Origin of the sequence: Aquimarina spongiae (assembly GCF_900141785.1) — a bacterium.
In the GTDB taxonomy this organism is placed as follows: domain Bacteria; phylum Bacteroidota; class Bacteroidia; order Flavobacteriales; family Flavobacteriaceae; genus Aquimarina; species Aquimarina spongiae.
This window is the reverse complement of the sequence record NZ_FQYP01000008.1, coordinates 230,108-249,625: the sequence shown is the minus strand read 5'-3', so window position 1 is coordinate 249,625 and position 19,518 is coordinate 230,108. Positions and strand designations below refer to the sequence as shown.

Here is a 19,518-nt window from a genome sequence, read left to right as displayed (position 1 = left end):
TGATGTGTTTTTATGCTTTGGTTCTTAAAAAACTTTTCCATACCAGTATTGGATCCAGTTTTTTATTGTTTATATGTATTTCGTAATGTAAATGTGGTCCTGTGGCTAGTCCGGTATCTCCAACAAAACCTATAAGTTGTCCTTGAGTAACCAGATCTCCTTCTTTGACTAGGGTTAACCATAAATGTGCATACAGTGTTTCTAGAGTAGGGTAATGGGTGATCACGATGTGATTGCCGTATCCTTTTTGATACATCGATTTTTGTACAACTCCATTTGCAGAAGCAAGTACGGCGGCTCCTTTGGGAGCAACAAGATCAATACCTGCATGTAATTTGTTTTTTTGTAGAATAGGGTGTCTTCTAAATCCAAACGTAGAGGACATGTTTTTGAAATCTTCTTTTGCTAAAGGAAAATGGATTGGAAAATTTTTGAGAGGATCAAGTACATTTTCTTTTTTAGCTTTTTGTGCATAGGTAAGTGCAGAGCAAACCAGCAACAAGATAGAGATAAGCGTTTTTATGTTTATGTATGTTGTTTTCATGATTGTGTGATGTTTTTAAGAGTTGAATTGTTTTATGAATCAGTTTGGGGGATCCATTTGCTGATCTTGTTCCTCCTGTTCGTATTCGTGGTAATTTGCTTCTAGCTTCTCTAGTTCGTTGGCGACCAGAACATCAATTTCAGCTACAATTCTGTTGAAGTTGCCATCCAATAGTTTATCGATATCGTTATCTTCTCCGATAGTAAGCGGAATAGGATCTTTTATTTGATCATTGCGTTGATCTACTTTTATTTTACCCCTGAATATTTTTCTGTTGATTTCTTCTCCAAAATTATCTGCGACTACCCCTACAAATTCTCCTTGCGATAGCTGTGAAATCGTAGCGACGGGGATGGCATATTCTAGGTTTTCGTTAATGCTATACGAAGTACTGCTGGTATCTACCGAGATATTTTTTAGTTTCTGTTTCTTTTTACCAAATATTTCCTGAAGCTTGGTTGCGGTCTCACTACGTACCGATCCGCTAAAAATGTTACCGACGATATTAAAAATCGTTGCGGCCACTTCGTTGCCGTAATCTCGTTTTAATTGCTCCAGATCTTGCATACCGATAGTGGTTGATATTTTATTGGATCTGGCAGTTGCGATGAGGTTATCTAATCCCATAAAATACATGGTAGGTAACTCGTCAATAATTACTGAACACGGTTGGCGTCCTTGTGTATTAATCTCCTTCAGTATTTGAGTCGAAATCAAACCTAATGCAGGTGAGTTAGTCGTTTGTGTGGCAGGCGAATTGGCCAAAACCAGTAAAGAAGGCTTTTCAGGATCATTAATGCTTAGCGATACATTGAGTTCTGGATAGATGTTATTACCCATCACCCAAAACAACTCTTTGGTAGCTAATTGCGATAAAGGAATCCTTGCCGAAGCCGTTTGTCCCGATAATTGCTCGTAAGCTTCTTTTTCTAAAGCATCAGCAAACGGTGTCATAAAGAATTTTAGTTCTGGATAAGAACCTAAAATTTTGAATACCTTTTCATCTGGGCAAGAAGCCAATGTGATGGCGTGTGGTAATGTACAATACTTTCCACCTTCATAAATCTTGAGAAAATAGATGCACGATGCAAAGTATGATATTGCGGATTGTGCAAAAAAGTCTTTTTTGGTAATCCATTCTTTGTTTAGATTGTACAATACCGTCTGCGAGGCTTCAATAGCATCTGCAGCTTTACGAATTAGGTCTGGACTTAATGGATTTACAAAGTTTGATTTTTGAATATCATCCAAAGAAATCACATTAAAAGTAGGTTCTATTTGATATACCTCTTTATAAAATTGATAGAATGCATAAGTTTCTTTGGCCAGTGAAGGAAACTTAAAATCGTAAACCAACATAGTAAACTGCTTCTGGATGTGTTGGCGGATATACTCTTCGATTACAGAATATGATTTACCAGATCCAGGTGTCCCTAAAACCATTGTGGCTCTGAATGGATTTACTACATTAATAAACCCTTTATCCGTTTTGAAGTTTACAGAATATGGGTTGGTCATTACCCCTTGCTCCTGTTTAAAAATGAGATTCTCATCGTTAAACTCATCTTTAGACCCAAAGTAATTAAAGTGCCTTCTGATCTTAAATAAGGCCCATATAAATGCTATCAGGGCTACTGTAGTTAATCCTAAGTTCGGAAACATAGGAACTGGTAATTCACCGGCGATAACAAAGACTAAAGTCCCTACAGCCAAGGCTAAGTAATATAAGCTGTTTTTGGTATCTGCTTCGGGTTTCTTTTTGACATGAAAGCCGAAGGAAGCAAAAGAAAATATCCCTAAAACCAAACTTCTTATTACCATAGAGCTTTCTAAAAAAGGAGCAACACTATATAATTTGATGATCATTTTATTGATATAAGTATGTGTCATACCTAAGTCATAAAGCTGATCTATATGATGTGCATAAATATCTATTCCCAATAGTACTATGCACAGTAACATCGTTACCAAAATGATCATATCTATAGAGAGTTTACTGTCCTTCATGGCTAAAATTATTATGAGTTGTGTGTTGTTTTTATGGTTGTTTTTGAGCTTTAATTATCTATGAATAGCATAGCTGCTAGCAATAGCTAATTGCTTTATAAGTTGTTTTATTTTCCTATAGTTTATCGGAAAAAGTTTTGTGATCGGATTCATGTCTATTGGATTTGTGTTGTTTGTTATTTCTGACGCAAAGTAAAGCTATACAAGGGCTTAGGGTCAAAACAACTTGTGTAAGAGGGAAAAAAACAGGTGTAAAAAGGAAGTATTTTGGCTGAGTAGAATATGATTTTAATCAAAAAAAAAACACCACTGGATAATAGTGGTGCGTTATGACCTTAAAAAAGGTAATGAAATGTATAACATGAGATGTTTTATCTAAAAACGTCGCTGTTGATTTTTTTTGCTTGGCTTAGATTCCGTCGATTTTTTACTCGTTTTAGAAGCTCTGGATAAGGTTGAATCACTGCGGACAGAAAGTAATCCAGTAGAAGTTCCTCCTGTAGGTTCCATCAGTCCATCATATCTACCTTTTCCTAATTGTCGTTTAAGAGGTATATTGTCTTTATGGTTTGTATCTAGATTTGCGAGCCCTTCTCCTTGTAATCTTTCTAACCTATGGGCGTCAGATTCTATCTTAGGTTTTTTGTGTACATTCACTTTGTCCTCTAGAATATCTCTATTCATTTGAGAGAAATCAATGTTATCTCGCATTTCTGGATTGTGTGCTTTAATTTTTTCATTGGTTTCATTGCGTACTACAACAAAATCGGCTATTTCTCCATCATTATTTTTTTGTTCCAATTCGGTCTTTTGTGCTTTTAGGTCTTTTACTTTAGCAGCATTTCTGAAAAAGAAGCTTTTACCTTCCTCTTTTAATAGTTCTCTTTTTACTTTCATCATGTCTTCACCTCCTTGTTCAACTTCCCGCAAAGCGGCGTGTATGTTGTCTCGATTCTCTATATTCGTTTGGTCTAATGCTTCCTCTCTATCAGAACCTGCAGCTGGAGCTGAGGGCATTAACATGCTGTTTCGTGTTAGATCTGTTCGTGTAGAAAGATAAAGATTGGGATTTTGTCTATTTGTAAATGCTTGATCTAGATCTGGAATGTTATTTAAAACATCCATGTTATCGTTGTTTTGAACGTTGACATTGTTATTTCTGTTTCGCCTTCTTCTAAAAATGGCGTCAAATATTTCTTTAAGTTTTTTCATGTCTTTTAAGTTTTAGTTTTTTTGAGTATCCTTATTTACACGTTTAAAGTGTATGAGCAGTTATTTGGGTTTGCCGGCTTTGCAAGATCTGCTCTCAAAAGGCATTATGATAAGATATGACTCCTTATTCATTATTTATATTGCTAATGTATATAGGTAATCATCATTATGAACGTAGAAAGTAATAGATGGTACGAATGAGGTAATAAATGGGCAACAATAAGATTCCTACTCAATACGCATACTGCAAAAACTGATAAAGACGATTTCTGGAAGTAATATTTTGGAACAAAAGAAAAGTGCTTTACGCTAGATAAATGTGTTAATAGTTGGGCGTAAACTTTACAATGTATTATTTCTTTAATCCATTACGAGTATGTAAAATAAAAATAGCTGTAAATCCAAACACAAAATTTCCATCATTAAAGTTAAAATTGTTAGGAGTTTGAGTGATAAAGTTATGCTCTTCTACACCTTGGGCATTAGTCATCTGGAACTGCAGCATAACATCACTAAGCTCCCAATTCACTCCAAGAGCAAAAGCATTGTAAGTATCTCTGGATTCTAAGGGGTTGAATAGATGGTAATATTCCGAAACAATAGATATGTGGCCGCCAACTTTATATCTGCCTCCTATACCTAATGCAAAATGATTATTAGGATCTTCTTCAAAGTTGGAAGAAGCTCGATGCAAGAAAGTAGGGGAAAGTTGTAAAGAGAATTGTGAGGTAATCTTTCTAGACATCAAAAGTTGGCTTGTAAAAGAAAGTTTATCGCCAAAGGTACTACTCTTATGAACATCCCCGATAGAAGGTCTTTCACTTTGGTAAGCACTATTTTGTAATAACGTAATGGTAAAAGGGAATCCCTTTTTTTGTTGCCGTACCAGTTTGTATTTTAGAAAACCGTCAAAAATTCCATCCAGGGTAGTACCTCCAAGACCAAAAGTAAATCGATCATTGACCCCATATTCCAAAGAAAAACGAGTACTCATCTTATCAGCTACAAAGCTTTGTATATCTGCGTCTGCTACATTCCAAAATCGATTCCTTGCTCCGATTTCCAGCACTCCTTTTTGCAACGTTTTTGTAGAATGACCAATAGAAATTCTTGATGATTTAAATACCGCAGATTCAAACTGAGGAGGGTCAGTGTAAGATTCATTGAGCTCATCTAATAGACTTTGGGCTTGCATACCATTTCCAAAATATACTAAGACTATAAAGAAGATATATATATTAGATTTCATAAGCCTGGTATTCAAGTCTAAATGTTACTGAGATTGTTTTAGCAATATTTGGAGCTAATAAAGGAGGAATTTTAATATCGAAATCTTTTACCGTAAGATCGAATTCTCCGGCTAAGATATACTTGCCATCGGTATATTCAATATTAGTTTTAATCTCTATATCTTTTGTAATATCCCTGATGGTGAGTTTGCCTTTGATCAATTTGGTTTGGAAAGTAGTGTTGGTAGGATCAAAATCCACAATACTTCCTTCAAAAGTAGCCTTGGGAAATAAATCAGATTCAATATAACTCTCGTTAAAATGCTCGCGCATTAATGCCTTTTTGAAAATAAAAGCATTCATCAGCATACTTATAGCTATTTCATTTTTATCAAAATCGATGACGCTTAACACCTGATTATTCTTGGCCTCAATGTTTTCTACATTAGTGTATGAAAAAAAAGTGACCTGCCCCTGTCGAGTTATATATCTATTGGATGTATCATCACTAGTACTAACCAATGCCATTAATAAATAACAAAAAAATAGTAGTTTATTCATCTCTTAGGTATAAATACATTCTTTAGAAATAGTAGCTTACTTTTAAAAAGAACGCTAATCTCTTTTAAGTATTTTGGTTGTTATAAGGTTAACTAATATGAAAAGGGGGATATATATTGTGTTCTTTTATTTGTTGGACCAAGAAACTTAAGGTTTTGGTACCAAATATACCTATCACAATTTTGGCGAATTTAAATAAATTAAATTTAAGAATGAACGCAATTACTGGTGTATAAAGTGAACAATAGGTTTTCTGGCAGAACAATGCGTAGACAATCCAACTTTAGGATATAGACAATGTGTAGACAACAGGAAAAACCAATTAAAACAAAAGATTGACCATAAGAGAATTACGGTTTTTGTAGTTAGAATATGGCTTCGTTAACAACAAATAACCAAACTCATGATTTTTTATTCCTTATAAATTAAATAATGTAGGTTCAAGTTATTCCCTAATTATGAAGGGAAAGTTGCAAATGAGTTCTGAGGTTTTTTATGGAAATTTCGATTTATCTCATTAGAGCAAGAGGTTTGCAATATATTTGAACTTGGCTCGGTGTAATGTAAAATACAAGTCTAAGGAGATTCCGCTCCCGGCATCATAAGAATGTTATAGAAGTAACTGTTTTTCTTCCTGAAAGTTATCCTGCATTGTATTCATTTTTTTGCAAAGAGGGGGTTAATCTTATAACATGTAAAAAGATATTCCTGTCTTTTGGGTGTCTATTTGTATTAGAGTTGGTTTTCTTTAGGACAACAATCCTCTACTTTTTTTTCTAAATCTTGTATTTTTTGATTTAGAGTATTAATATGAGGTTTCATTTCTTCTAGAGTATATCGTTGTTGAATATGTTGTGGGCAATTGGCATCCCAAGCGGTTACTTTAATTTTGATAAACCGTTCTAGTTGTGAACCGTATTTTTCGTCATATAGAAACTGTAATTCTGGGTCGTTTTTGTCAATTACCATAGCTTCTCCCCATATTTTAATTCTAGTTCGATTGGGATAATCCATTAAGAACAGATGTACTTTATTATTATCGTCAAAATTTCCCACAGAAATGTATTGTCTATTACCCGAATAATCAGCAAATCCTAAATGATGATCATCAATTATTTTTAAAAACCCTTTTGGCCCTCCGCGATGTTGAATATAAGGTTGTCCATCTGCATTAACCGAAGCCATATAGAAAGAGTCTCTATCTCTTATAAAAGGCATAATCATTGTGAGTTTTTGTTGCCAATCGCGTTTTTCAGCCATTTTTTGGTAAATCGCTCTAGACCCCATTTTTTCTTGCTGTTTTTTTACGGATTCACTAAAAGCGATATCACTGATAAATTTTTTAGCCATTTTTAATGCTTTTATGATTTAATCGATATATAATTCTTAATACTGTTATTCTAATCTTAGGCTTCTACTATGGCAGCAGTTCCCATTCCTCCTGCAGTACAAACAGATATCAAACATCTACCACCTCCGTTTTCTTGTAAAATCTTTGCGGCACCTGCCAATACTCTTGCACCCGTGGCAGCAAAGGGGTGTCCAATAGCTAAGCTCCCGCCTTTGATATTTAACTTATTTCTATCTATTGATCCTAGTGCCTTTGTAGCTCCTAATCGATTTTTAGAAAATTCTTCGCTTTCCCAAGCTTTAAGAGTAGCTAGAACCTGTCCCGCAAAGGCTTCATGGATTTCATAAAAATCAAAATCTTGTAGAGTTAAGTTGTTTCTTTTTAACAATTTAGCCACGGCGAGGGTAGGAGCCATTAGTAAGTCTTCTCCGTATACATAATCAAAAGCAGCATTTTGAATATCCGTGAGATAAGCTTGTATTTCATAACCATTAGCTTTTGCATAAGCTTCACTAGTTAAGAATATAGCAGAGGCCCCATCAGTAAATGGCGAGCTATTCCCTGCAGTAAGCGTTCCAGTAGAGGTTTTGTCAAATGCTGGAGATAACTTAGACAGTTTTTCTAAAGAAGTATTGCCACGAATAATAGTATCTTTATTATTACCCTTAAAATTGATTACAAGATCGTCATAAAAACCTGCATGGTATGCTGCCTCTGCATGCTGATGACTTACTAAAGCCAATTCATCCTGTTCTTTTCTAGAGATATTCCAATTTTTCACCGTTACCTCTGTGTGATCTCCCATACTTAGATTAGTTCTGGGTTCATTTACGTTAGGGTAAATAGGTTTAAACATTTTTCCCCAATTTGTTTTTAACACCTTTCCTAATCTTTTTCCAAAAGAACGACTATTGTTAATGTCTATTAAGTCATGAGCAAAATTACGACTCAAAGTAAGAGGGGTATCACTGTTGGTATCACTTCCTCCAGCGATACCGGCCTCGATTTGTCCAAGCGCAATTTTCATAGCGATGGTATTTGCAGCGTCAAGACTAGTGCCACAAGCCCGAGAAATGAAATGAGCAGGTGTATGTGGGTCTAAAGAAGTATTTAGTACATTCTCCTTGGCCCAATTCCATTCTCCTGGATAATGGATTAATGTACCTAATGCAACATCACCCAACTGTTTTTCCTGTAGTTGATATTTGTCTACCAAACCATTTAGGGCAGCCGACATCAACTCACTATTACTTACTCTACTGTAAGTGCTAAAAGATTTGGCAAAAGGAATTCTACTACCTCCTATAATGGCTACTTTTTTAGTCTCATTTCTCATAATCTTAAGTTTTAAGTGGTAAAATCTTACGTTTGATTAATTATAGCGCTACAGTTTCAATTTTTATTTCATTCTGAAGCGTTTTATGAACAGGACATTTATCTACGATTTCCATTAATCTTGAACGTTGTTCTTCTGACAAGTTACCAGATAATTTTACATTCTTTTTGATAATATGCACAAAACCATCTTCTGAAGAACAATCAGCACAATCTTTTGAATGAATACGTTCCTGGGATAAACTCACTTCTATACTATCCAAATCCCATTGTTTTCGGTCTGCATACATCCTTACGGTCATCGTTACGCAACCACCCAATGCCATGAGTAAAAAACTATATGGGTCTGGGCCTTGATCCGAACCATAAGGTAGTGGTTCGTCTCCAATGATTTGATGTGTACCATCGTTAAAAACAGTTCGATACTTATCTTTTCCTATTTTTGCTGTGACTTCTTTCATGATTTTGCTTATAATTTTCTTACAAATGTTCTCATCTTTTGAATAATTTCATTTCCATCCTCCTCTAGAGCAAAGTGTCCGGTGTTATAAATGTTATAATCAATGTTTTTGACATCTTTTTTAAAGGCAACTGCACCACTCTCCGGGAAGAACAGGTCATTTTTTCCCCATACAATCAATAAAGGTGGTTGATTGTCCCGTAGGTATTTTTGCCATTTTGGATAGAGCGTTAGATTGTTTTGATAGTCATAAAACAAATCAATGTTTACTTCGTGAGCACCGGGTCTGGAAAGTCTAAGATAATCTAAATTCCAATTGTCTGGATTTACATTTTCCTTATTACGGGTGCCATGCGTATATTGCCATTCTAATCCTTCTAATGAAAAAGCTGGTAAACAAGCTGCTTCTGTATCTGCATTTCTGTTTGCCCAAAGTGCTCTGATACCTGCCCATGCTTCACCTAACCCTTCTTCGTATGCATTACCATTTTGATTAATTATTCCTAGAACTCTTTCAGGATGAGCAGTAGCTATTCTAAATCCTATGGGAGCTCCATAATCCTGGATCATAAGTGCATAGGATGTTAGTCCCTTTTTTTCTAGGAAAGTATTGATCGTTTTGGCTAGATTATCAAAAGTATAGGTGTATTCTTTTTTAGATGGGAAATCGCTGTTTCCAAATCCTGGATAGTCTGGTGCAACCAGATGAAATTCGTCTGATAGCTGTGTTAATACTTTACGATATTGATGGGAAGAAGCAGGAAACCCATGTAGTAAAACAATGGTTGGATTATTTGGATTACCGGCTTCACGATAGGCTACGTTTACGCCATCAATATTGATTTTTTTATAGGCGATTGTGGCATTTGTTTTCTTGTTATATCTATTAGTTGAATGTGCTGTACTTATTTCAGTCTTGTTTTCTTTGTTGACGTTGCTTTTGTTAACAGGTTGATTACAAGCCACTATAACGAATAGCACTAGAACGGTTAACATTAAGTTTTTCATGTTTTCTATTTTTTTAATGATTTTTAGTTTTTGGTTATAATTTTCGATCCGATGCATTGATAGATAAATCGTTGATGCTGGCATATCTTTTTTTCATAAGTCCATTTTCATCGAATTCCCAGTTTTCGTTACCATAGGCTCTAAACCATTGGTTGTCTTTATTCCGATACTCATATTCGAATCTTACGGCTATTCTGTTATCTTTAAATGCCCATAATTCTTTTTTTAATTTATAGTCTAGTTCGTTTTTCCATTTATTGGCTAGAAAAGCTTGTACTTCTTCTCTACCATTAATAAATTGATTTCGATTACGCCACTCTGTGTCCAAAGTATATGCTTTGGATACTTTTACAGGATCTTGACTATTCCAAGCGTCCTCGGCCATCTGAATTTTTTGCTTTGCGGTCTCTTCGTTAAAAGGAGGTAAAGGATGTTTTTGTTCCATGATTATAATTTATTTTTTACCGAACGAACGGTAAATAATTTGACTAAATTTTTTATGTGGTTATATATCTGTTTTTAATTTTTTGTAGGGTGTTTTCAAATATTTTCAAATCAGATAGTCCTTTTACAAGTATAAGACTTCCCTGAATTTCTACTAAGGTTTGAATGGCTTCTTCTCTAGCCTTAGACGAAGAAATTTGAAACGTCTTACCAACAATTTCAAAAACTTCAATCCATCTTTTCATCCCATTTTCAATTTGTGTCTGAAAAAGTTCTAGGCCTGATTTCATCGATAACGCACGAAAAACACAAACCTGCTCACCATTATTATAAAAATTTCTTATGCTATCCAATCCAGCTACCAAACGTTCTTCTGGAGTTTGATTTTCGTCTAAAAGAACCTTGAAAATATGAGTTTCTACCCATTCATCAACATGAGATAACACAGCTTCGGCCATTTCTTGTTTACCATTAGGAAATCTATGGTACAAGCTTGCTTTTTTAAGACCTGTAGCCTTGGCAATTTCAGCCAGGCTTGTTCCTTCATAACCTCGTTCGCGGAAGACTTCCGTTAACTTAGTGATCATATCAATGTCCAAAACTTTTTGTGGTCTCATAATACAAATATACAAAATATATTAAAATTACCAAACGTTTGGTAAAAAACTTGTTTTTTCTATTTTACACCTCTGCGTTAAAATTACTTTATTCTAGTCGAAAGCATTTGCTTGAATTGATTTCTAATAGGCTTTTTGGTATCTATTTTTGTAAATAGCCATGACAAAGTTGTAACATAGTTTACTTTGCATCCGTTATATAGTTTGAGAATCATTAATTACTATAAAGATTGAATAAAACTGTATTAGACGTTGCAATTATAGCCAGTGGAATTGTAGGATATTTTATAAGTATCTCTTTGGTCACCACTTCTTTTTATAGAAATCGTGCCAACAACTATCTTTCACTATCATTATTCTTACTCACCAGTTTGACCTTATTAGGGTGGTTCGATGTAGTAGATACGGTTTTAGAAGTCTTAGATAATCCAGTATGGGAGTATCTGTGTGGAGTTACTCTATTTACCTATTTTCTAATTCAAATGCAACATGAATATCTTCAAAAAAGTTGGTATAAATGGCTTTATCTTCCTTTTATAGCTGCTTTCATTATAGAGACTATTCTTTATGTAAACGCTGTTTTTAACTTCTACGATTCAGAATATTATGATTTGATGTTCTTTATTATGGATAATACTTCTTTTCTGTACAATGTATTTTTGATTTTTTGGGGGAGAAAACTAATAAAAGACGCTGCTATTTCGGAAGATAAAAAACGTTGGTTATTACGATTGAACCTTTTCATAATAGGTATTATTATGTGTTGGCTTTTGTCAAGTATAGAGTTTTATATACTCAATTCAGAATACGCCACAAATTTGATGTGGATAGTGCTTTCTATCTTATCATGGTGGATATTGTATTACGGAGTATTTAGACTGCAGATTGTTGTTCAAAAAGAAGAAATACACCAATATTTGGTTGCAAAAACGACAAACGGTACTCAGATCAAAAAGAAAATAAGCGAAGACACTGTTTCTAAAATTACCAACCAGCTATATGTATTAATGGAAGAGGAAGAGTTATACAAAAACCCTCTTTTGAGTAGGCTGGACTTAGCCACACGATTAGAAACAAGTGAAGGGTACGTATCACAAATTATCAATCAAGAAACCAATAAAAGTGTCATCCAATTTGTGAACGAATATAGAATTGAAGCTGCAAAAGAACTATTACATAATCCAGTATTCAATAAATATTCTCTCGAAGCCATTGGGATGGAGGTAGGCTTTAAATCCAAGAGTACATTCTATAGCGTCTTTAAGAAGAGTTTAGGGATGTCTCCAGGCGCTTTCAGAAAACTTCAAAAAGGTCCTAATTCGTAAAACACTTACGTTTTAGTACTTCTTGAGCATCAAAATCACATATTTATTTTTTTGATACACATACTTTTATTCGAGTTAATCAAAAAGATATATAATGATAAAGTCATTCCAAAAATCAATTCGTTTTTTTTTCATTTTGCTTAAAAACACCAACTTACCCAGGGTGATAAAAGGAAGTTTGGTCTTTCTGCTATTTTTTATCGTATCCTGTCAATCTGATGATGATACCGTTTCATCTGGAGATTCAATAGATGATGGATTTTGGGAAGTAGTCGAGAAAGGTTGGGTATTCGAATTTACGAACGGCACAGATGTGTTTTACAATTTTAATTCGGCCGGATGCGCTATACAGGATGCCAATTTTGTACCGGAAAATTTTTTCGGATTTACCTTGGATCAAGTGAATGAAAATGAAATTATCGGGACATCGGAGTTGTCAGATTCTGAAATCATATTTACCAGGGTGCAAAATCCAAATTCTAATTGCCTCCCAGGCATGATTTCTGAAACCGAAGATCCAACGATTAATTTTGATCATTTCTGGAATATTTTTAATGATTACTACGCCTTTTTTGAAGCTAGGAATATCGATTGGTCTCAATATGAAAGTTTAAGAGATCAGGTTACAGAAGAAAATTTTTATGATGTGATAGAAGAGCTTGCCTATGTATTTGAAGATGGTCATGTAAGCATTTTTGATGAAGAAAATGATGTAGAGATTAATTCTGGAGATCCAAAACTATTAGAAAGACTAAATGCGAACTTAGGTGGAGAACTGCTCATAGAGAGTGAAACCGATTATTCAAATCTTGTGGATCGGAAAGTGAATACTATAATCGGGGAATATTTAGGAGGCAATTTTGAAATAGATGATAATCAGAGAATGGTATGGGGACTAATCAATAATGATGTTGGATACATCATTATCGGATCGATGGAAGGATATGGAACAAGTTTTGACAATGAATTGACAGCTTTAAATACTGTGTTAGACCAAATGATGAGTGACCTTGAAGAATCGGGGGTTTCTAAATTGGTTATTGATATGCGTTTTAATGATGGAGGGTTTGACACGGTAGCGCTGGATATAGTATCTCGATTTGTAGATCAGGAACGGGTATCATATTTCAAAAAAGCCAGACTAGGGGATGGTTTTACAGAAAATATACCTTTTTCAGTAGGACCTAAGGGCAATTTCCAATTTACTGACGATATTGTATTACTCACAAGTCCTTATACGATAAGTGCGGCCGAGCTTTTTACACTATGTATGAAAGATTTACCGTATGTCACCATTGTAGGAGAAAATACGAATGGTGCTTTTTCTACAATTCTCACTCATATATTACCCAATGGTGCAGAAGTAGGGTTGTCTAATGAAATATATAGTGATGCACAAGGCGAAGTGTTTGAAGTAGTTGGAATAGGGCCCCAAAATCAGGAAAATCAAGTGCCATTTTTATCAACTCTGGATTTTCAGGAAGAAAAAGATAGCGGAATCGAAAGAGCTTTAGAGCTATTAAATATGTGAACAGGTAACATAACGATGGTTTGAGGAACTCATAAGTGTATTCTCATACAATAAGACATATTTCTTGAGTATCTATAAAGATTCAGAGATGTACTATTTAATAAAAAATGAAGCTTATGTTACGCAAAGTTTTAGATTTAGAAGGAACAAAGAGATTAGAAAGAGAACAGTTACAAATCATACATGGCGGAGGTTGCCCAATGGCCGGATGCGGATCTACTGATCCAAAACCTGATGAGCCAGAGGATTCTTTTGAAGAATAATAAGAATGCAATAGTTGTAGTCCTATTATTGAAGATTTTTTAATTAGTTCTTTATAAAATAAATAAAAAAGCCAGCTTCATTGAAGCTGGCTTTTTGTTGTAGTTATGTAATTTGTTCTTATTTATCAAGAACCGATTCTGGTTTTAATTCAAATTGATTACTGGTATTTTTTGCACCTCCTGCTTTTAATGCTTTGTCACCAGCAAAGAACGTTTTGTGGTCATCACCAAGGTCAGAACCTGCCATACGTTGGTGTTTTACACAAGATACTCCTTTACGGATTTCTTGACGTTGTACAGATCCAACATACGCTAGCATACCCATATCTCCAAAATATCCTTCTACCAAATCATTCATATGCAATGCAGTAGTGTGATATGTTGGCAGTGTAATTAAGTGGTGGAATACTCCTGCATCGCGAGATGCTTCTGCCTGGAACATACGGATCATTTCGTCTGCTCTATCTGCTAATTCAGTTCCGTCGTATTTAGCATCCATTAATTCTGCTCGCTCATATCCTGTAGTATCTTCACCGTTTTCTACCATTAGATCAAATGCTTGCTGACGGAAGTTGATCGTCCAGTTAAAAGATGGTGAGTTGTTATACACCAACTTTGCGTTTGGTACCACTTCTTTCACTCTATTTACCATATGAGCGATTTGCTTCACATTTGGTGTTGGTGTTTCGATCCATAATAGATCAGCACCATTTTGTAAACTTGTAATACAATCTAATACTACACGATCTATATTAGATCCTTCTTTAAATTTATATAAACCGTTTGGTAATCTTACTGGGCGAACCAATTTACCATTACGTCTAAAAAGCACATCATTTTCATTTACCTCTTCCAGACTCACTTCTTCAGCATCAATAAAATCCATGTATTGTGATGCCAAATCTCCCTCTTCTACAGAAACTGGTAGTTTTTGAGTTAGACCAGCACCTTCAGAATCAGTTCTGGCTACAATTACACCATCATCTACTCCTAATTCCAAAAATGCATATCGAAGTGCATTTAACTTAGCGATAAAATCTTCGTGCGGAACGGTTACTTTTCCGTCCTGGTGACCACATTGCTTAGCATCAGATACTTGATTTTCGATCTGCAGTGCACATGCACCAGCTTCAATCATTTTCTTAGCCAAAAGGTAGGTAGCTTCTTCATTACCAAAACCAGCATCTATATCAGCAATAATTGGCACTACGTGAGTCTCAAAATTATCGATTTGATCTTGCACATCTTCACCGGCATCCAAACGACGGAAAAGATCATTTAGTTCTACAGCATCTGCCTGGCGTAAAAAAGTGTAGATCTCTTCGATCAACTTAGGTACAGCAGTTTTTTCGTGCATAGACTGATCTGGTAAAGGTCCTAACTCAGAACGTAATGCGGCAACCATCCAACCCGAAAGGTATAGATACGTTTTGTTTGTGGTCCCTCTATGCTTTTTTACTGCGATCATTTTTTGTTGGGCCACAAAACCATGCCAACAACCTAAAGATTGTGTGTAGTTTACATGGTTTGCATCGTATTCTGCCATGTCTTTGCGCATAATAGCGGCAGTATATCTAGCGATATCCAATCCGGTTTTAAATCGGTTTTGCGTAGCAACACGAGCTGCATTTTCTGGGCTTATAGTAGTCCAGGTATTTCCATGTTTTGCTTTTAATCTACGAACCGTATCAAGAGCTGAATTATAAGTAGTCATAATTAAGTTTTTTAAAATTTTATTTTAAGGGTTAATGCTTATTTCGAATTGTTGGTTTTCTCTGTGTTGTAATCAATAGTATTATTAATAGCCCAACTTGTAACCAGTGTTTTAGTTTTTACTTGAGATTTCATCCTTTAGATTTTTGTTTTTATTAATAATTAGAATGCAAATAGATACTTAACAGCGTCTCCCAGATTCTCTTTTTGAAATACGATTCTTATTGTACCGCAGTAAATTAATTACAGGACAATATTAAAAAAAAGTTTTTGATTAAAAAAGCGAACGTTCGCTAAAATGTTTAAAAAATATAAAAAATGATTGTTCGCGAAATGCATTAAAGTAGTTTATAGGAAGTAGATTTCGATTCTAGATTATGATTTAATTATCTAATAATCAGATTTTTATTTATTTATTTTTAATTTTTTGAGCTATAAGTTTTTTTACTGAAATTTATTTTTGAAAAAAGATGAAAAAAAATAGAGTGATGTAAAGAAAAATAGTTCGTTTTATCTTTTTGAGCGATGTTGATGAACTTTTGTATCCGTTTTTGTTGCGTCAAAAATTAATAAAAAGGATTTGAGAGGGTATTCTTTAAAAAGGAATTTTCTCAATACTCACCATGAAAACAAAATATAGTTGTGTACACAAAGATTCTCCTTTTCTTCCTGGATAGAGAGTTTCAACTGTCTTAAAACGAGCAAAATAGTTGTTGAATTAATAATTTGTATTATTGTATTAGCAATATATTTCTTTTCTTAATTGGGATCGTATAAACGTATAGTACTCTTATTATTGATTTTCTTCTGTACTTTTGGCAATGCACAGGAGTTACCTCCTATACAGAATTTTTCTCCAAAGGAATACAACGCCGAAAACCAAAATTGGTCCATTTCTCAAGCTTCAGATAAACTCATGTATGTGGCTAACAATAAAGGATTGTTAGAATTCAACGGAGCGATTTGGAAATTATATCCTTCACCAAATGAATCCATTCTTAGGTCAGTAAAAGTAGTAAATGATAAAATCTATACGGGTTGCTACATGGAGTTTGGATATTGGACAAGAGGAGTAGACGGGATGTTGCAGTATACCTCGATATCTCAAAAGATTAATAAAGGTCTGTTAGAAGATGAAGAGTTTTGGAATATTATTGATATCGAAAATTGGATCGTGTTTCAATCCCTAAACAGAATCTACATTTATGATATTAATGATGGTTCTGTAAACATTATTGATGCTAGTAATACCATCACCAAAGTGGTAGAGGTTAGCGGATATATTTATTTCCAAATCTTAAAAGAAGGAATATTTCGAATTGAGAACGGCAAAGCTATTCTGGTTACCGATGATCCTATTGTTAAAAATAACGAAGTAGTTGCTCTCTTTGCTGAAAATAGTGAGCTATTGTTCCTGACTAGAGATAATGGTTTTTATCGCTTAAAAAATGATGAAGTTGCGTCTTGGAACACATTTAATAATCCTTTGTTGTCCGAAATAAGTATCTATAATGCGATCAGGTTATCGGATAAAAGTTTTGTTTTAGGAACGATTTCTCATGGGCTTATTTATCTTGATGGTAAAGGAGAGTTAGTATATCAAATCGATCAGAATAAAGGCTTGATAAATAATACCGTCTTATCTGTTTTTGAGGATACGGATAAAAATATTTGGTTAGGACTGGACAGTGGTATTAGTTATATCAATATCAATTCACCTTTTAGAATTTATAGCAATAAAAGAGGTGTCCTGGGGAGTGTTTATGCAGCCGCTATCCACAACAATAACTTATATCTAGGTACCAATCAAGGATTGTTTTATAAAAGCCTTGAGAGCAAGGAGGATTTTGAATTTGTAAAAGGAACTCAAGGACAAGTCTGGTGTTTGCAAAAGATTAATGATGTGCTTTTTTGTGGGCATAATGCGGGAACATTTTTGGTTAAAAATGATGAGATAACCAAAATATCTAATGTGCCAGGAACATGGAAAATCAGTGCTCTTGAAAAATATCCCAATACAATCTTGCAAGGAAATTATGACGGTTTGTATGTTTTGGAAAACGTAAATGGGAATTGGCAGTTAAAGAACAAAATTGAAGGTTTTAATAACTCTTCACGGTATTTTGAAGTTGTTGAAAAGGATATTTACGTGAATCACGAATATAAAGGAGTATTTAGGATCGCTGTGAATCCCGACTTTTCAGAAATAGAGAACATCACAATTGATACTACGATAATAGGATCTAATTCTGGACTAGTAGCTTACAAGGGAGATCTGCTGTATGCCTACAAGGACGGAATCTTTAAATATGATTCCCAAAATACAAGATTTAATAGAGATAGCCTGTTAAATTCTATATATACAGAGCAAGACTATACTTCTGGGAAGTTGGTTCTGGATCAGCAAGATAATCTATGGGTTTTTACCAAATCCAATATTAGTTTTGTTACTCAGGGGACTTTGAGCAAAACACCAAAGATTAGTAATATCCCTTTTACCACAGAAGAAAGAAATAGTGTTACCGGATACGAAAGTGCGATGAGTTTGGGTGACAAAAGCACTTATTTGTTTGGTACCAGTTCTGGGTATATAACTGTTGATATCGATAAATTAAGTGTTAGAGATTTTAAGGTCTATTTAGAAAGTGTTATTCAAACATCCAACAAAAAACAGCAGGAAGGGATAACTAGGGTGGATCATACTTTAGAAGGAGATTTCAAGAGTTCAGAGAATAACTTCAGGATTTCCTTTTATGCTCCAGAGTACAATCGATATTTGAAACCGAGATATCAGTTTCAATTACAGGGGATTTATGATGATTGGAGCGAATGGTCAGAAACCTCCTCGGTATCTTTTCAAAACTTACCACCTGGAGGATACACATTTAATGTAAGGTCCAGAATAGGGAATAAAGTATCTGCCAATGTAGGTAGTTATTCGTTTACAATAGCTAAACCCTGGTATGTTACGAATCTTATGTTAGGTTTTTATGTGTTAGCAGTTCTTTTGTTTTCTGTGTTTATGCATATCATGTACAAGCGATACTATAAAAGAAAACAAACCGAATTAATTGAAAACAACCAACGAGAAATAGAGCTAACCAATATCCAAAACGAAAAGGAAATCATTCGTATCAAGAATGAACAACTCAAAAAAGAGTTTGAGAGTAAAAGCAAGGAACTAGCGGCGTCCACTATCGATGTAGCCAAAAAGAATGAACTACTTACCCAAATAAAGAATCATCTTGTTACGATTTCGGATCAGAGATCAGTGAAACCTGTTGTAGATATTATTGATGAAAACCTAAATCATCACGATAATTGGGAATTTTTCAAAGAAGCATTTAACAATGTAGATCGAAAGTTTTTGAAAAAACTCAAAAAAACTCATCCAGACCTAACCCCAAACGATCTCAAACTTTGTGCGTATTTACGTCTTAATCTTTCTTCAAAAGAAATCGCACCTTTATTTAATATCTCTGCGCGAAGTGTAGAAATTAAACGTTACAGGCTTCGGAAAAAACTAAATCTTCAGCATGAAGAAAACCTGGTTAACTACATCCTAGAGTTGTAGACTACCTATACAGATCAAATAATCACCTATACATTACCTATACAACAAGAGTTAGTGGACAATTTTTAACGCTTGTTTAATCACTGTTGTGAGATCCTTTGAATAATAGCTTTGAGAATGAGAATAACGCAATAAAATAGTGTATTTGTTGCGATGTATGTTTTTTGTTGAGGTGTATTTTATGGATCTCCTATCTTTTTGAAATAAGTTTATCTCATCGGGGAAATTTTTAACAAAAAAACAAACAATATCAAAATTGATATGCTGAACATCACTTGAAGCATGATTTGAGTTACCATCACTAAACAAAATTTCTTCACATTTTTTTACAGTCATTCTTAAAG

Annotated in this window: 16 protein-coding genes; 4 read left to right on the top strand and 12 right to left on the bottom strand. The window is 34.4% G+C overall.

Going from position 1 to position 19,518, the window contains the following annotated elements:
• Positions 1–10: 10 nt before the first annotated feature.
• From BUE24_RS18450 to BUE24_RS18400, 11 genes are all read right to left on the bottom strand, one after another.
• On the bottom strand, positions 11–544 hold the full coding sequence (locus tag BUE24_RS18450) for a M23 family metallopeptidase (protein ID WP_073319311.1): 534 nt from the start codon (positions 542–544) through the stop codon (positions 11–13).
• A 39-nt stretch (positions 545–583) separates the two neighbouring features.
• Positions 584–2,551, bottom strand: a complete 1,968-nt coding sequence (locus BUE24_RS18445; protein WP_073319309.1) for a type IV secretory system conjugative DNA transfer family protein — start codon at positions 2,549–2,551, stop codon at positions 584–586.
• A gap of 375 nt (positions 2,552–2,926) precedes the next feature.
• A complete protein-coding gene (locus tag BUE24_RS18440; RefSeq protein WP_073319307.1) occupies positions 2,927–3,763 on the bottom strand; it encodes a hypothetical protein in 837 nt (278 codons plus the stop codon).
• 352 nt (positions 3,764–4,115) lie between these two features.
• Entirely contained in the window at positions 4,116–5,012 is an 897-nt protein-coding gene (locus BUE24_RS18435) for a DUF5777 family beta-barrel protein (RefSeq protein WP_073319305.1), read from the bottom strand.
• Positions 5,002–5,553, bottom strand: a complete 552-nt coding sequence (locus BUE24_RS18430; RefSeq protein ID WP_073319302.1) for a YceI family protein — start codon at positions 5,551–5,553, stop codon at positions 5,002–5,004. The genes BUE24_RS18435 and BUE24_RS18430 overlap by 11 nt, the downstream gene beginning before the upstream one ends.
• A gap of 732 nt (positions 5,554–6,285) precedes the next feature.
• Entirely contained in the window at positions 6,286–6,903 is a 618-nt protein-coding gene (locus BUE24_RS18425) for a pyridoxamine 5'-phosphate oxidase family protein (protein WP_073319300.1), read from the bottom strand.
• A 56-nt stretch (positions 6,904–6,959) separates the two neighbouring features.
• A complete protein-coding gene (locus BUE24_RS18420; RefSeq protein WP_073319297.1) occupies positions 6,960–8,240 on the bottom strand; it encodes an acetyl-CoA C-acetyltransferase in 1,281 nt (426 codons plus the stop codon).
• A gap of 40 nt (positions 8,241–8,280) precedes the next feature.
• Positions 8,281–8,700, bottom strand: a complete 420-nt coding sequence (locus BUE24_RS18415) for an OsmC family protein (RefSeq protein WP_073319294.1) — start codon at positions 8,698–8,700, stop codon at positions 8,281–8,283.
• Between the two features lie 8 nt (positions 8,701–8,708).
• On the bottom strand, positions 8,709–9,707 hold the full coding sequence (locus BUE24_RS18410; RefSeq protein WP_073319596.1) for an alpha/beta fold hydrolase: 999 nt from the start codon (positions 9,705–9,707) through the stop codon (positions 8,709–8,711).
• A gap of 34 nt (positions 9,708–9,741) precedes the next feature.
• Positions 9,742–10,152, bottom strand: coding sequence for a nuclear transport factor 2 family protein (locus tag BUE24_RS18405; RefSeq protein WP_170864630.1), 411 nt, complete (start codon positions 10,150–10,152; stop codon positions 9,742–9,744).
• A gap of 52 nt (positions 10,153–10,204) precedes the next feature.
• Positions 10,205–10,768, bottom strand: coding sequence for a TetR/AcrR family transcriptional regulator (locus BUE24_RS18400; protein ID WP_084549608.1), 564 nt, complete (start codon positions 10,766–10,768; stop codon positions 10,205–10,207).
• A 230-nt stretch (positions 10,769–10,998) separates the two neighbouring features.
• Between BUE24_RS18400 and BUE24_RS18395 the strand changes: the two genes are divergently transcribed.
• The 3 genes from BUE24_RS18395 to BUE24_RS24025 all read left to right on the top strand — a co-directional run bounded on the left by BUE24_RS18395 (position 10,999) and on the right by BUE24_RS24025 (position 13,887).
• Complete coding sequence (locus BUE24_RS18395; RefSeq protein WP_073319288.1) at positions 10,999–12,093, top strand: helix-turn-helix domain-containing protein; 1,095 nt, start codon at positions 10,999–11,001, stop codon at positions 12,091–12,093.
• Positions 12,094–12,187: 94 nt separating this feature from the next.
• Positions 12,188–13,624 (top strand): S41 family peptidase, encoded by a 1,437-nt coding sequence (locus BUE24_RS18390; protein ID WP_073319285.1) that lies wholly within the window; start codon positions 12,188–12,190, stop codon positions 13,622–13,624.
• A gap of 116 nt (positions 13,625–13,740) precedes the next feature.
• Positions 13,741–13,887, top strand: a complete 147-nt coding sequence (locus BUE24_RS24025; protein ID WP_170864629.1) for a hypothetical protein — start codon at positions 13,741–13,743, stop codon at positions 13,885–13,887.
• Between the two features lie 118 nt (positions 13,888–14,005).
• On the opposite strand, the gene BUE24_RS18385 is transcribed toward BUE24_RS24025, so the two are convergent.
• A complete protein-coding gene (locus tag BUE24_RS18385) occupies positions 14,006–15,601 on the bottom strand; it encodes an isocitrate lyase (RefSeq protein WP_073319282.1) in 1,596 nt (531 codons plus the stop codon).
• Positions 15,602–16,363: 762 nt separating this feature from the next.
• Here BUE24_RS18385 and BUE24_RS18380 point away from each other — a divergent pair.
• Entirely contained in the window at positions 16,364–19,174 is a 2,811-nt protein-coding gene (locus tag BUE24_RS18380) for a triple tyrosine motif-containing protein (RefSeq protein WP_073319279.1), read from the top strand.
• Positions 19,175–19,518: the final 344 nt, after the last annotated feature.